Source organism: Ruegeria sp. HKCCA5763, assembly GCF_013034545.1.
Taxonomy (GTDB): domain Bacteria; phylum Pseudomonadota; class Alphaproteobacteria; order Rhodobacterales; family Rhodobacteraceae; genus Ruegeria.
Map to the genome: position 1 here is coordinate 124264 of NZ_WQGF01000009.1, position 14367 is coordinate 138630.

At 57.1% G+C, this 14367-nt stretch carries 12 protein-coding genes and 1 tRNA gene; 9 read left to right on the forward strand and 4 right to left on the reverse strand.

The window, feature by feature from the left end:
- The 8 genes from GOV89_RS15905 to GOV89_RS15940 all read left to right on the forward strand — a co-directional run bounded on the left by GOV89_RS15905 (window position 1) and on the right by GOV89_RS15940 (window position 8949).
- On the forward strand, window positions 1-873 hold the full coding sequence (locus tag GOV89_RS15905) for a shikimate dehydrogenase (RefSeq protein ID WP_171238599.1): 873 nt from the start codon (window positions 1-3) through the stop codon (window positions 871-873).
- On the forward strand, window positions 870-1685 hold the full coding sequence (locus GOV89_RS15910; RefSeq protein ID WP_171238600.1) for a citryl-CoA lyase: 816 nt from the start codon (window positions 870-872) through the stop codon (window positions 1683-1685). The genes GOV89_RS15905 and GOV89_RS15910 overlap by 4 nt, the downstream gene beginning before the upstream one ends.
- The gene (locus tag GOV89_RS15915) at window positions 1672-2862 is read left to right on the forward strand and encodes a Gfo/Idh/MocA family protein (RefSeq protein ID WP_171238601.1); all 1191 of its coding nucleotides are present in this window, start codon (window positions 1672-1674) and stop codon (window positions 2860-2862) included. The genes GOV89_RS15910 and GOV89_RS15915 overlap by 14 nt, the downstream gene beginning before the upstream one ends.
- Complete coding sequence (locus GOV89_RS15920) at window positions 2852-3526, forward strand: hypothetical protein (protein ID WP_170492504.1); 675 nt, start codon at window positions 2852-2854, stop codon at window positions 3524-3526. Before GOV89_RS15915 ends, GOV89_RS15920 begins: the two co-directional genes overlap by 11 nt.
- Window positions 3519-4709, forward strand: a complete 1191-nt coding sequence (locus GOV89_RS15925) for a Gfo/Idh/MocA family protein (RefSeq protein WP_171238602.1) — start codon at window positions 3519-3521, stop codon at window positions 4707-4709. Before GOV89_RS15920 ends, GOV89_RS15925 begins: the two co-directional genes overlap by 8 nt.
- A 154-nt stretch (window positions 4710-4863) precedes the next feature.
- Window positions 4864-5778: a sugar phosphate isomerase/epimerase gene (locus tag GOV89_RS15930; RefSeq protein WP_171126280.1), complete on the forward strand. Its 915-nt coding sequence runs from the start codon at window positions 4864-4866 to the stop codon at window positions 5776-5778.
- On the forward strand, window positions 5759-7168 hold the full coding sequence (locus tag GOV89_RS15935) for an aldehyde dehydrogenase family protein (RefSeq protein ID WP_171238603.1): 1410 nt from the start codon (window positions 5759-5761) through the stop codon (window positions 7166-7168). Before GOV89_RS15930 ends, GOV89_RS15935 begins: the two co-directional genes overlap by 20 nt.
- Window positions 7168-8949 (forward strand): thiamine pyrophosphate-binding protein, encoded by a 1782-nt coding sequence (locus GOV89_RS15940; protein WP_171238604.1) that lies wholly within the window; start codon window positions 7168-7170, stop codon window positions 8947-8949. Before GOV89_RS15935 ends, GOV89_RS15940 begins: the two co-directional genes overlap by 1 nt.
- Window positions 8950-9052: 103 nt before the next feature.
- Here GOV89_RS15940 and GOV89_RS15945 read toward each other — a convergent pair whose 3' ends face one another.
- The 4 genes from GOV89_RS15945 to GOV89_RS15960 form a co-directional block, all read right to left on the reverse strand.
- Window positions 9053-9280: a hypothetical protein gene (locus GOV89_RS15945; RefSeq protein WP_170612081.1), complete on the reverse strand. Its 228-nt coding sequence runs from the start codon at window positions 9278-9280 to the stop codon at window positions 9053-9055.
- Window positions 9281-9932: 652 nt separating this feature from the next.
- Window positions 9933-10009: transfer RNA gene (locus GOV89_RS15950), tRNA-Met, on the reverse strand.
- A gap of 55 nt (window positions 10010-10064) precedes the next feature.
- Window positions 10065-11066 carry an alpha/beta fold hydrolase gene (locus tag GOV89_RS15955; protein WP_171238605.1) on the reverse strand — a complete coding sequence of 334 codons (1002 nt, stop codon included), beginning with the start codon at window positions 11064-11066 and terminating at the stop codon, window positions 10065-10067.
- On the reverse strand, window positions 11063-12532 hold the full coding sequence (locus tag GOV89_RS15960) for an NAD(P)/FAD-dependent oxidoreductase (RefSeq protein ID WP_171238606.1): 1470 nt from the start codon (window positions 12530-12532) through the stop codon (window positions 11063-11065). The genes GOV89_RS15955 and GOV89_RS15960 overlap by 4 nt, the downstream gene beginning before the upstream one ends.
- Before the next feature lie 229 nt (window positions 12533-12761).
- On the opposite strand from GOV89_RS15960, the gene GOV89_RS15965 reads away from it, so the two are divergent.
- Window positions 12762-14309, forward strand: a complete 1548-nt coding sequence (locus tag GOV89_RS15965) for a trimethylamine methyltransferase family protein (RefSeq protein ID WP_171238607.1) — start codon at window positions 12762-12764, stop codon at window positions 14307-14309.
- The last annotated feature ends 58 nt before the right edge of the window (window positions 14310-14367 follow it).

Below are 14367 nucleotides of genomic sequence, written 5' to 3' on the forward strand. Positions count from 1 at the left end.
ATGAAGGCCGCACTAATCGGACAAGGGATTTCTGGCTCCATGACGCCTGAGATGCACGAGGCGGAGGGCCGGGCGCAGGGTATCGATCTGAGCTACGGTAGGATCGACACGGCAAAAGAGCCATTTCGTGGAATGTCGGTCGCTGATTTATTGCATTATTCAGTTGAATTAGGCTGTGCGGCGGTCAACGTAACACACCCCTACAAAGCATCAGTCATTGATCATCTCGATGAGCTTTCCAAAACCGCTGAGGAGCTTCAAGCTGTAAACGCGGTGGTTTTTTGTGACGACCGAATGGTTGGCCACAACACCGACTACATAGGTTTCCACAGTGCCTTCGGAGATTTTTTGGGATCATCGAAGACTGAAACGGTTCTCATGTTTGGTGCTGGAGGCGCGGGCAGTGCAGTCTCTTTGGCTTTGCTTGATTCAGGTGTTCGAAACCTGGAGATCATCGATCCTGACTTCCACCGAGCGCAGGCGCTGGTCAGTCGACTAAAGGTCTTGCGCCCTTTTGCAAAGCTTCAGGGTTCCCCCTCGATTTCGTTGGAACGGGTCAAATTTGTGGACGGAGTGGTCAATGCAACACCGCTCGGGATGGATAAGTACCCCGGGTCGGTGATTGATCCATCATTGTTGCGGCCGGATGCTTGGGTGGCAGATATAGTATATTTCCCGCTCGAGACACACCTTCTGAGAAGCGCCCGCACAACTGGGTTAAAAGTGATGAATGGTGCTGGAATGGCAGTTCATCAGGCTGCAGCGTCTTTTGAAATCTTCACCGGCTGCACCGCCTCAATCAGTCGTCTTCAAAGCGTTTTCGATTCACTTCGTCAGCAGCGCATGCGCGAGTTTAGAGGTGCAACGGTATGACAAACGACGAGCAAGCTATCCGCCAATGGTGGCGTACCTCCATCATCGACATGAAGCCCGGTCAGATCGCTTTTCGTGGCAACGCCATAGAGGACCTGATCGGGAACGTATCTTTCCCGCAGATGATCTGGCTGATGGTTCGGGGCGATCTGCCGAGCGACGCACAGGCGCGCCTGTTCGAGGCTGCTTTGGTCGCAGGCGTGGATCACGGTCCGCAGGCCCCCTCGATCGCGGCTGCGCGTATGGCTGCCACCTGCGGGGTAGGTCTCAATAATGCAATGGCGACTGCGGTGAACATGCTGGGCGACGTGCATGGAGGTGCAGGAGAGCAATGTGCTGAGCTGTATTATGATATCGCCGCCCGCATGAATGCGGGAGGTTCGCTGAATGACGCTGTTCGGGATGGCTTGGACAGTTGGCGCGAGACCTACGGCAAGATCGTATCGGGCTTTGGTCACAGGTTTCACAAGCCTGTCGACCCACGCGCACCACGATTGATGCAACTTGTTCGTGATGCGGCGGCAGAAGGCACAGTTTCTGGCCGGTTTGCCGATATCGGAGAAGAGGTTCAAGCCGAACTCGGTCGTCAACGAGGCGGTCGGCCAATTGCCATGAATATTGACGGAGCGACGGCTGTGATCTTCTGCGAACTTGGCTTTCCTGCGCCCTTGTCACGAGGGCTGTTCTGCCTGTCCCGCTCGGTCGGAGTACTCGCCCACGCTTGGGAGCAAATGGGGCAGGGCGGTCGGAACAAAGGGCCGATGCCTCCGAATTATTTACCCCTCTACGAAGACAGGAATGATGACACGTGAGACATCGAAATCCTTCCGGGTCGGCCTTATCGGCTGTGGTCGTATCAGTGATATTTATCTAAAAACACTATCCAAATTCTCAAACGTTGAGGTCGTAGCTTGCGCAAGCCTTGATCCTTCGGAAAGCCGCGCCAAGGCGGATCAATACGGCATCGCCAAGGCCTGCACGCCAGATGAAGTGTTTGACGTTCCGACGATTGACTGCGTTCTGAATCTGACAATTCCGGCGGCGCATGCCGAAATCAGCCTGCGCGCGTTGGAGGCGGGCAAGCACGTCTATTCCGAGAAGCCGCTGGTTATGAATCGAACGGATGGTAAAGCGATCCTGCACATGGCCTCTGAAAATGGGTTACTGGTCGGTTGCGCACCCGACACATTTCTGGGCGGTCGCTGGCAGACCGTTCGGCGCTTGATCGACGAGGGTGCCATTGGCAAACCGACAGGGGTTTTTGCCCATGTCGGGACCCACGGGACGGAGCGCCACCATCCCAACCCGGATTTCTACTACCAGGCCGGTGGCGGGCCCTTGCTGGACCTTGGGCCATACTACCTGACCGCAATGATTTGCTGCCTTGGTCCCGTTGACCGGGTCGCCGGAATGGCGCGATGCACTTTCGACAAAAGGATGATCGAAAACGGCCCTCGCAACGGCGAATGGATGGACGTCGAGGTCGACACGCACTCCCTAAGCCTGCTGCAGTTCTCTTCCGGAGCTATAGGGTCGATGACCATGAGCTTTGACGTCTGGGACAGCGAAACTCCGCGGTTCGAGATCTACGGTGAAAACGGCACCATCAGCATCCCTGACCCTGACCCGGTTCATGGTGCCAATATCTTTCAGGGGGATGTCTGGTTGAAGACACGGGACACCTCGCGCTGGTCTCATCAGCCCCGTCCAACAGGTCGCGAGGACTGGCAAGTGGTCGAAAACAAACATGGATTCAATGAAGACAGCCGCGGGCTCGGCCTTTTGGATCTGGCCCTGGCGGCGCAAGAAGGCCGCCAACCCCGTGCAAGTGGAGCGCTCGCCTACCACGTTTTCGAGGTCATGGACGCGATCGAACGGGCGCCGAAATTTGGCGCCTATCAGACGATAGAAAGCCGTTGCGCGGCTCCAGAGCCTTTGCCGGTCGATTTCCTTAACGATGAGAGGAAGGAAATGGTTCATGCCGATTGAGACACTCGACTTTGCTCAGCCATTCTTTCGCATCCAGCACATAACTGACGAGCGCAGAATTTCTATCGAGGGTCGCGCCATCGTCCTTAACCTTGGGGGGCGAAATCTCTCTGTCGAGGATCAGACCATTGCACCGCTTTCCTCTGTGATCGTGCAAGACAGCACGCTTAGCGGCGTTGAACGTGCAGTCATTGTCCATGATTTCGACGCCCATGCCGATGACAACGAGTTGTTCGCATGGGTGAAAGATACATGGCCATCTGCTTTTGATGTTCGCCAAGAGGAGCGTTTGCGCGGTGTCAGCCACTACATGTCGCCAAAGGTTTTCGTGGGTAACGTTGGACTGACCATGTACCATTCCGGTTCTGTCCCATTGAATGTCGGATTGCACAAGGATCATCCGTTCTGCCCGGTACCGGGGTTTCGCGAAGTGCATACGCAAATCGTAGGCTTTGGCAAAATGCAGCAATGCCGTGAGCGGGATGTTGAAACCCTTTACCTCGAAGAATTCATGGCCCCCGGCACGACGCACAAACCGATGTATGACGCTGAAGGCAACTATCCCTGGCATCAGTACGAGACGATTACCCCCAGCATTTTCATGGCGGTGGAAATGCTGCCGGAAGGCGTACGGGTCCCGGAAATGGAGATGCAGAATGGCTGAGAGACTTTTACCCGAAGACCTGAACTTTGACGGACCTTTCCCCCGATTGTCTCGCCGTTTGCGGCTGGGCGTTATTGGCGGCGGACGGATCTCTGTCACGCAGGCAACGGCCGCGCGGATGACCGACCGGTGGGAGGTCACCGCAGGCGCGCTTAGTTCTGACGCCATGCGAAGCAAGGCGCGCGGGGCCGAGTGGTTCCTGCCGGCCGACCGGTGCTATGCGTCCTTCGACGAGATGGCAAAGGCCGAGGCGGCACGCCCGGATGGCGTAGATGCCGTCATGATCACCACCCCGAACCACGTTCATTTCGAAGCGGCCAAAGCCTTTCTGGAGGCGGGCATTGACGTGCTGTGCGATAAGCCCCTGACCAACGAAGTCGCGGAGGCCGAAGGGATTGAGGAGATTACCGCGCGCACGGGACACATCTTTGCTGTCGGCTATGCGATGTCATGTTTTCCAGTAATCCGTCAGGCCAAACAAATAGTGGCGGAAGGCGGCATCGGTAAAATCAACCAAATCCACGTCGAGTTCATGCAAGACTGGATGACGCCCGATGATGTGGCTGATGCGCCCCACGTCAAATGGCGGCTGGACCCAAAGATTTCTGGTCCGACCAGCTGTGTCGGCGATATCGGCACCCATGCCGCGCATCTCGCCAGTTTTGTCTCGGGCCTGCCCTTGACCGACCTGAGGGCCGAGTTCCATGTCTGCGGCGCGCCAAAGCCTTTGGAAGACACAGCATTCATGTTCACCCGCTATCAAAACGAGGTTCCGGGAACCCTGATGGCGACACGCCTTGCCCCCGGGAATCGGGGAGGGTTGCGGTTGCGCATATTCGGGAACGAAGGAGGTCTCGAGTGGGACCTGGAGAATTCGGAACAGCTGAAGTTCAATCGGTTCGGTGAGCCGGATCGTATCATCAGCCGAGGTCACGGGCATGGCATCGGCCCCGGCGCAGAACGTCTAATCCGGACCGCGCGCGGCTTCCCAGAAGGGATTATCGAAGCCTGGGCCAACCTCTATACGGAATTTGCTATGGCCGTAGCCGCGCGTCGGGATGGCGTTACCGTTCCGGATGATTGGCTTACTTATCCCAGTGTCGAACAAGGTGCAGATGGCGTCCGGTTTATTGAAGCCTCCGTGCGCTCTCACCAGTCCGGAGGTGACTGGGTCACTCTCTAAGGCTCTGCCAACAAGAATGAAAAACACGCCCGGGCAGTTGCCCGGGCGCTTTCATTTCCTGCTCAGTATTAAAAGTTGATATTTTAAAAAATATCAGATATTTTTTACTACGTGTGATGAATTTGAGATTCGCAGACACGTGGAGCTGCCGTTCATGGTGAAACCCGAAGAGGCTGGCGCAAGCCCCTCTCTCTATTCCTTGGCGCATCTGACGCTGATTGGCTGTACGCCGCCCGAGTTGGTCTATATCGCAGCGCGGGCCGGTTACGATGCCGTCAGCCCCCGCTTCATTCCGATGCATGTGCCCGGTGAATTCACTCAATCTCCAATCGACAAGGCACAGGTGCATGCCACCAAAACTGCTCTCTCTACCACTGGCTTGAAAGTCCTCGATGTCGAACTTGCGCGCATCACAGAAGATGTCGATCCGCGCAGTTTTGAGCCTTCTCTTGAGATCGGTGGGGAATTGGGTGCCAAGCGCATGATCATGAGCGCGTGGACCAATACCCGCGATGATCGTGACTTCCTGATCGACGTCTATTCGGAAACCTGCGAACTGGCGGCACCCTACGGGCTAACAGTGGACCTGGAGTTCCCAAGCTTTTCCCGCCTTCGTACTCTGGATGAGGCGCTTGACATTGTCCGCGCCTCCGATCAGCCGAATGGCGGTATTCTGGTTGATACGCTTTATCTGCATCTCAGCCGCGTGGATTTGGGAGAGTTGCTACACGTCCCCTCGGACCTGTTTCACTTCCTGCATATCTCTGATTGCCTGCCCGGCATCGCCGATACGCGCGAGGGCATGATCCAGCTGGCGCGCGATGCGCGGCTCTATCCCGGCGAAGGCTGGATTGACTTCACCGGCATCATCGAACGGATGCCGCCCGTCGACTATTCCATCGAACTGCCCAACCAAAGCCGCGTTGCCGAGTTGGGATATGAAGAACACGCGCGTCGCTGTCTCAGCCACGCCAAGCGAACATTTGGCGAGGCGCGGTCACAGCGTCGTGTGCCCGATGCTGCAATTCTAAAACACCAAGAGGATCATCATGGGCAAAGAGCTCACTGAAAACGACCGCAACATGGCCGCCGATATGCTGGCACGCGCTCGCGCTGCCATGGCCGAGATCGAGGATTGGGATCAGGACAGGTTGGACCGCCTTTCTCAGGCCATTGCGTGGTATGCGGGTAATGAGAAAACCTTCACGCGTTTGGCTCAACAAGGCGTGGACGAGAGCGGCATCGGAGATCGCGCAGGGCGCCCTGCGAAGCGATTCAAGATTCACATGGTGCTGCGAGACGTCTTGCGTACGCCCTCGACGGGGATCGTCGAAGTCGACGAAGAAAAGGGGCTCGTGAAATATGCCAAACCTGCCGGTGTGATCGCCTCCCTGATCCCGATGACCAACCCGGCGATGACGCCACCGGTGACCGGCGTGTCCGCCGCAAACGCCCGGAATGCGGTCATCTTCAGCCCGCACCCGCGAACCGCCCATACCACCTTCGAAATGGTCGAGGTTATGCGAGCAGCTTGTCGTGCTGCCGGTGCCCCCGAGGACTTGTTCCAATCCATTCGCAAACCGTCGATCCCATTGACGCAACATCTGATGGAGATCTGCGACCTGACTTTGGCGACGGGTGGCAAACCCATGGTCAAAGCGGCGTACAGTTCTGGGCGCCCGGCCTATGGCGTCGGCGCGGGCAATTCGTCCATCGTCATCGATGAAACCGCCGATCTGGACATCGCCGCGCACAATACGCGTATTTCAAAGACCTCTGATTTTGGGTCCGGTTGCTCAGCCGATGGCAACATCATCATCCAGCGCTCAGTTTACGATGATATGGTCAAGGCACTTCAAGCCGAGGGCGGCTACCTGTGTTCGGATGAAGAGAAGGCCATGCTCGAAGCGGCCATGTGGGACGAAAAGGGCAACCGTACGTTTCCGACCATCGCTTGTCCGCCGCAGCAAACGGCCAAGGTCGCCGGTTTTAGCATCCCCGAAGATCGCAAGTTTCTGATGGTTGAAAATCAGGGGCAAATCGGCCCGCAGCACAAGTTCTCCAAGGAAAAACTGACCACTCTGATGGCGCTTTATCACTTCGACACGTTCGATGACGCGCTGGAAACGGTCAGCCAGATCTACAACACCGGGGGCAAAGGTCACTCCTGCGGCATCTACAGCCACAACGACGATCACATCGATCGGTTAGCGCGCTTGGCCCCGGTTAGCCGCATGATGGTGCGACAGCCACAATCGAAGGCCAACGCAGGTGCCTGGACCAACGGCATGCCTATGACCAGCAGCCTGGGCTGCGGCATCTGGGGCGGCAACATCACCAATGAAAACGTCACCATGAAACACATGATGAACTACACCTGGGTCAGCCGTCCCATCCCCGAGGATCGCCCCTCGGAGCCGGACTTGTTCGGTGAGTTCTACGGACAGGAGGTCGCGTGATGGACGGAGCTAAATTAGAAGGCAAAACCGTTGCTGAGCACATCGTCGATTTCCTTGAGCGTCGTGAGGTCAAACATGTGTTCGGTCTATGCGGTCACACGAATATAGCGGTTCTGGCCGCGCTGGCGGAAAGCCCCATCGATTTCGTCACCGTACGGCACGAACAAATAGCCAGCCACGCGGCGGACGCTTATGCCCGCGTGACGGGCAAGGCCTCGGTGGTGTTGTCCCATCTCTCCCCGGGTCTGACCAATTGCGCCACCGGGGTCGCCAACGCCGCACTGGACTGTATCCCGATGGTCGTGATCGCGGGCGATATTCCTACGCACTACTACGGCAAACATCCACATCAGGAAGTGAACCTCCATGCCGACGCCGCCCAGTGGGAGATCTATCGACCCTTCGTAAAACGCGCTTGGCGGGTCGACCGTGCAGATTTAATGGCCGAGATTCTTGAAAAGGCGTTCCATCTGGCTGAAAGCGGTCAGCCCGGGCCGGTACTGGTCAATGTTCCCATGGACATCTTTTCAGAGGTGATCCCCTCGGACAGTTTCGACCGTATTCGCGACAACACGCGCGCTCTCAAGAAACCGTCGATTGACGACGAGACAGCGGGCGAGATTGTCGAAGCGTTGGCTAAAGCCGAAAGCCCAGTCGCTTATGTCGGAGGCGGTATTCTTCTGGCACAGGCCAGCGAGGAGTTGCGAGAATTTGTTGAGCATATGGGCCTGCCCGTCGCGCATTCCCTGATGGGTAAAGGCGCGTTGCGAGACGACCACCCGCTTGTGCTGGGAATGACCGGGTTTTGGGGCACCGAGTTGGTCAACCAGTCCTGCTTGAATGCGGACTACATCTTTGCCGTGGGCACTCGGTTCAAAGAGGCTGATTGTTCAAGTTGGTACCCTGGCTACACGTTCAATATTCCCGGATCGAAGGTCATTCATATCGACATTGAGCCGCAGGAGATCGGTCGGAACTATCCCACTGAGATCGGAGCCGTTGCTGACGCCAAGGCCGCATTGCGCGTCCTCAACCGGGTCGCCCGCGAGATGTATCCGGACGGCTTCAAGCGCCCCACGCTGGAGCAGAAGATCGCTGGCTTCCGGACGGACTTCAAAGCGCGCAACGAGGAAATGGCGACCTCATCGGCCTTTCCGATGATGCCCGAGCGTATTCTGGCAGATACCCGCAAGGCACTGCCTGAGGATGCCATCATCACCACGGACGTTGGCTGGAACAAGAACGGTGTTGGGCAACAGTTCGATATCCTGACACCTGGTTCGATCCTGACTCCGGGTGGGTTCGCGACGATGGGCTTTGGCCCTCCGGGAGCGATCGGCGCAAAACTGGCAACCCCTGACCGTGTGGTGATAAGTCTTGTTGGCGATGGGGGGTTCGGTCAGAATCCGTCGATGCTGGCAACCGCGGTCGAGCTTGATCTGGGCATCATCTGGCTGGTTATGAACAACAACGCCTTCGGCACTATCGCGGGCCTTCAAAAGGCGCATTACGGATTGACCTATGGAACCACGTTCCCCGGATCAGCTGCCGCACCCGCAAACGGACCGGGCTATGCCGACATAGCGCGAGCCTACGGCGCGGAAGGGCACAGACTCAGCGCTGCCGACGAACTGTTGCCCGCATTGGAAGTGGCAATCGCCAGTGGCAAGCCAACCGTGCTGGATGTGCCAATGATCAACAACCCGACACCAACTACCGGTCATTGGAACATCCTGGACATTTATTCGCCGGACAAGGATGTTTCTCACGTCGCGACCTGACGATACTGAGCGCGGTAAGCCGCGCCAGTCTTTTACTTTCAATAGGCCCAAGTCAGCCAACCCTTCTGAGAGCCTTCGGTGCCGCAAGAAGATCTAACTGGGTTTACAGCCCTAACAGCTCTCGATCTGAGTCGCGTGAGATACGTTCGTGCAGAAGCTTGAGCAACCGATCAGCTTTGTCTCTCTCAATTTCCTCGAGAAGCTTCAAAACAGCAGCGCCATAGATAATCTTTTTGCGCGTTTCATTACGTCGTCGTTGTTTGCCCGCCCTGGCCTGAAGGTCCCTGAGTCTCGCGCGCGCATGTTCGATTTGTTGATCCAGGTCCGCCATATCGTTCTCCATTGATTGAGTTGGTCGAACAGGAAATGCGGCCTGGATCCTGACTTCGCTCCCCTTGCGTGAAAACATAAAGAGAGTGGCTCATGCAACAATAATGGGAAGGTTCGCCTCGACAAGATCGAAAGCGCCCTGCTGGCCGAACTAAGAAAAGAGCTGTCGACGCCAACCTACATCAATGAATTCATCCGTGCCTACAATGAAGAACGTCGCGAACTCAACGCAGCCGGCAAACCAGACAGGAAGAAACTTGAACGCACGGTAGCAGAAGCCAACAAGCTGCTATCGCGTCGTATCGAACTTTTCGAGATGGGTATTCTTGAAGGAGTCGAAGGAGAGGCAAAGTTGACTGAGGCCAAAGAACGCGCTTCGGTTGCCATGGATGTGTTGGCCAGCTTTGACGAGAAGGAGCGGGCGTTCGAGTTCAATCCAGCGACAGCTTCCAAGTATGTCACGGCACTGGATGAAATGATCTCTTCTATGCAGGCGCATAACGGCAATCCGAATCCAAAAGCACGTGATGCGGTGCGCGGCTTGATTTCGGAGATCGTTGTGTCTCCGACCGAGGAAGACGGCGTGCCTGTCGAGGTGAAGGGCCGCCTTAGCGCCTTGGTTTCAAACCGTTCCAAAAAGGTGGGGGGTTTGGTGGTAGCGGAGGAGGGACTTGAACCCCCGACACGCGGATTATGATTCCGCTGCTCTAACCAACTGAGCTACTCCGCCTTGAGTGAGAGGCGATGTAAGCGAGGGGCCGGGGAGGGTCAAGAGGGAAATCAACCTAACCAAGGATTTCTTTCACAGGCGCGGCGGTTGGTTCCTGCAGGGGTGTCTGCGGTGATTTGGTTTCCGCCACCATCCGGCGAATAAACGCGGCACAGATTTCCGGCTCGGTGATCAGGATCATGTGTCCCAACCCGTCCAGCTCTTCATAGCTTAGACCAAATTTGATCATAGGAGGGCCGTGAAGGGCAGGCGACAAGAGCGCGTCCTGGCGGCCATACAAGATACCGCCCGGCACGGATAGCTCGGGGTATCTGGACACCTGCGCGTCGCAACTTGCGTCCAGCCCGGCAACGTCTTGCGAGGCCGTAACAAACGCCGAGGGGCGCAACCCAAGCGCGCCGCCCGCACGATCCAGAAAGTCATCTGGTGCGGTTTCAGGGCCAAACGCTACGCCCAGGCTGTAGGGTGCAGTTTTCGCGGCCATAGGCACCGCAACCGTATTTGCAATCAGGCTGCGCAGCCATCCGGATCGGATATCGAGCGGCTTAAAGATCACCGGCGTTTCAGGCAGCCTGTGCGTCAGAGGCGCCAGCAATGCAAGACCTGATACGCGTTCGGGGTGGTCCAGTGCCAGCGCCAGTGACACTGCGCCGCCCAGTGAATGCCCGACCAGAACCGCTTGATCGACGCCTTTGATCTCCAGAAACTCGGCAATCATTGCGGCTTGTTGCGGCAATTGCCCCAGTTCTGCCGTTTCGCGGGTAGAATATCCGCAGCCTGGCCGATCCAGCGCAATGACATGGTATTCTTCGGCCAGTTGATCGGCCAAGGCGTAGGTAAAATGCTGTAATTGCCCCGCCAGACCATGGATAAGGACCAGCGTTTGCGCGTCAGGATCGCCCTTTTCAACATAATGGATACTGCCGCCCTGCACGGGCACGATCTGGCCCATTTGTGGTACGGTGCTCAGCCCCTGACGGGTCAACCGCCGGGTCCACACGGCCATGGCCAGAAGAAAGACGACACAGGCTGCAATCAGGCTTAGAATAAGTGTCATCTAGCTGTCTCCTGTCCGACGGTAGTGTATTGTTCCAATCCCGACTGTGCCATACGCGCTTGATATTCACCAACAGTCCCGGGCCATAACGTCGTGTTCCTGCCGTCTTCATCAATGTACCAGGATGTACACCCCCCCGTCTGCCAGACACTGTCGGCGTGACGGTCCTGCATCTCTTGGGTGAAATCCGCTTGTTTCGTTGCATCAGGTGTGATCGCGGAAAGCCCTTTGCGCTGCATCTCGCTTAGGACGCGACCGATATGTCCAACCTGCGCCTCGATCATCAGCACGACCGAGTTGTGGCCAAGACCGGTATGCGGGCCCAGAAGGATAAAGAAATTTGGAAAGCCCGCAATCGCTGTGCCCAGATTTGCATTCATGCCGTCAGCCCAGGCCGTTCGCAGTGTCAGGCCACCGGAACCTATGATGTCCAATCGCTCGACAACATTGGTCACATGAAATCCGGTGCCCCAGATCAGGGCATCAGCTTGGACTTTGGTGCCGTCTGACGTGATGAGCGTATCCCTATCGATACGGGCAACGCCCTGTGGCACGACACTGACATTGTCGCGGGCCAGGGTTGGGTACCAGTCGTTCGAGCTAAGGATACGTTTGCAACCAATCTGATAGTCGGGTGTCAGAATGCGCCGTTCTTCGGGGTCGATTATCGCCCCTTCCAGCGATTTACGCCACATCTTAAGGGCAAAGTTCATCGCCCGTTCCTCGCCCCTGAACACCCGGTGTCGGAACTCGAAAAACATGAAAATCAGTTTGCGCCGGATACGCGGCAGTAAGGGAAGGTGGGCATATAGCTTGCGCACCCAGGGCGCAATTGGGCCGTCCGGGCGCGGCATGACATAAGGCGCACTGCGCTGAAAGATAGTCACGTGGCGGGCAAGTTTGGCAATCTCTGGCACGAACTGAACCGCCGACGCCCCGGTGCCCACAACGGCCACTCGTTTGCCGGTCAGATCAACGTCGTGATCCCATTGGGCCGAATGGAAGCATGGCCCAGGAAAACCGTCCGCGCCGGGAAGATCGGGAATGCTGGGGTGATGCAACGCCCCAATGGCCGAGACCAGAAACCGCGCCGACCAGCTTTGCCCGTCCATGGTTTCCACTTGCCAGCGCGCGCCGTCCCACTTGGCCGCTTTCAGTTCCTGGCCGAAATGGCAGAGGTCATACAATCCCTCGCGCTGCGCGACACCCTTCAGGTAAGCCTGAATTTCAGCGCCTCCGGCATAGGCGCGGCTCCAATGCGGGTTAAGGTGGGTCGCCATAGAATAAAGATGCGAAGGCACATCGCAGGCCACGCCGGGATATGTGTTTTCGCGCCACGTGCCACCGATATCATCTGCCTTTTCCAGAATCGCAATATCAGAGAGCCCACGTTTGCGCGCCTCAAGCGCCATGGTCAGCCCTGAAAACCCGGCGCCAATGATGAGCATCTCTGTTTTGTGGTGCATTTCTGCGCCCCTCCTGAAACAACCATACGGGTACGTGTTGCAGATGTATGCACCTGATTGACAGTGAAGCAGGTTACTTAACGAAAGGTAACCAAGGGTTCACTTGCGCAGTGCAAGCGCGAAAATCCCGCGATGTGGCCCGTGTCGCTTCCTGCAAGCACATATCGCAATCAGAGAGGTGATCGCTCCGCGAATCCGCCAGTATGATTGAAAATTGGAGGATTGCCCTTTGACTACTCGCACTGCCGCGCGGTCCGGTGGACGCTCTGCCCGTCGCGCCCAACGTACTGCTCCAAACTTTGCCATGCTGCCGGGTTTGACCCGAGGCATTCCCGTTTGCGAAGTCATGGACGGAAGCCAGGTCGAACGTATCGACAACGCGGCAATGGATATTCTGGAAAATGTCGGTGTTCAATTCCGCGACCCCATCGCGCTGGAAGACTGGAAGACAGCCGGAGCCAAGGTTGTCGGAGAGTTGGTCTATCTGGACCGCAACATGGTACGCGAGCTGATCTCGACCATTCCATCGCAGTTCACCTATCATGCGCGTGACCCGCAAAAGAACCTTGCACTGGGCGGCAAACATTCGATCTTTGTGCCAATGACCGGCGCGCCTTTCCTGCGCGATCTGGATGACGTGCGGCGGAATCCGACGCTGGATGATCTGGCGATGTTCCACAAGCTGTCGCACATGATGCCTGCACTACACAGCTCGGCCCACCATATTGTCGAGCCTTATGATCACCCGATCAGCCAGCGGCACCTGCGCATCACATATTCTTCGATGAAATACTCGGACAAGACTTTCATGGGCATGACGACATCGCCTAAGAACGCCGAGGATGTGATGGATATGTGCGATATCCTGTTCGGCGAAGGCTTTATCGACGACCATCCTGTCACCACCGGCAACTGCAACGGCAACAGCCCTTTGGTGTGGGATGAAACCATGCTGGGCGCGATGCGCGCCTTTAGCCGACGCAACCAGCCAGTTTTGTGCTCGCCCTTCGTTTTGGGTGGCGCGAACACACCCGCTTCGGTCCCCGCGACCGTAGCGCAGCTGACAGCCGAGGCGTTGTCGGCGCTGGCCTACACACAGGTGATCCGCAAGGGCGCACCTGCGATCTGGGGGCACTACCTGTCGACCGTGTCGATGAAATCCGGTGCGCCCATGGCGGGCACGCCTGAAATCAGCCTGATGAATTTCATGATCGGCCAGATGGCGCGGTATTACGACGTGCCATGGCGCACTTCGAACACGCTGGGCGGCGCCAAAACGTTTGACGCGCAAGCGGGATACGAATCCGCAACAACACTCAGCGCCGTGATCCATGCCGGAGCCAACTATATCTGGCATTCGGCAGGCTGGAATGAGGCTGGAATGCACTGTTCGGTCGCCAAGTTCGTGGTGGATGCGGAACAATGCGCAATGGCTTACCGCATGGCGGAAGGCCCCAAATGGCACGATTTTGATCAGGCGCTTGCGGCGGTTCCGGATGTTGGCCCTGGTGGTCACTACCTTGGCCATCCGCACACGCAGGACAATTTCCAGACGGCGTTCTTTATGCCTGAACTCTTTGACAACAACTCGATCGAACAATGGGTGGCTGAGGGCGAAGTGGAAATCACGGAACGCGCCTTGAAGCACGCGCGAAAACTGCTGGCCGAGTACCAAGAGCCAAAACTGGACGAAGCCAAAAACGAAGCGCTTCTCGACTACATCGCGCGCCGCGAAAGGGAAATCCCGGCGGCGGATGAGTTGAACCAGACCTACTGATACAATCTCCCCGTACTGGCCCGCCCGCAATCCGGGTGGGCCCTTTTTTCGTTCAGGA